Origin of the sequence: Kitasatospora sp. NPDC017646, assembly GCF_044329365.1 — a bacterium.
Lineage (GTDB): Bacteria > Actinomycetota > Actinomycetes > Streptomycetales > Streptomycetaceae > Kitasatospora.
In genome coordinates this window covers 4,722-5,211 of record NZ_JBIRJC010000105.1, presented here as the reverse complement: position 1 = coordinate 5,211, position 490 = coordinate 4,722, and the positions used below count along the sequence as shown (strand labels likewise).

Here is a 490-nt window from a genome sequence, read left to right as displayed (position 1 = left end):
ATCACCGGCACCATCCCCGCCGGCACCGCAGGAACCACCGTGCCCGTCACCGTCACCACCCCCGGCGGCACCGTGTCCGCCGGAACCATGACCTACCTCGCCGCACCCATCGTCACCGCCACCGTCACCCCCTCGACCAGCATCGCGGCCGGCGGCGGCGTCTTCACCATCACGGGCACCGGCCTCACGGGTGCGACCGTGACCTTCGGAGCCACCCCGGCAACGATCACCACCAACACCGGAACCCTCATCACCGGCACCATCCCCGCCGGCACCGCAGGAACCACCGTGCCCGTCACCGTCACCACCCCCGGCGGCACCGTGTCCGCCGGAACCATGACCTACGTGGCCGTGCCGGTCGTGACGACGGAAATCAGCCCCGCAGCCAGCGTCCCGGCGGGTGGTGGCGTGTTCACCATCGCGGGCACCGGCCTGGCGGGTGCGACGGTGACCTTCGGCGCGACCCCGGCGACGATCATCTCCAACACCG

Annotated in this window: 1 protein-coding gene; it reads left to right on the top strand. The window is 71.8% G+C overall.

Features of this window, described 5'->3' with window-relative positions; all coding sequences use genetic code 11:
• Positions 1-490 (top strand): IPT/TIG domain-containing protein (locus tag ACH4J0_RS42675; protein WP_396246582.1); only part of this gene is annotated, 490 nt, incomplete at both ends.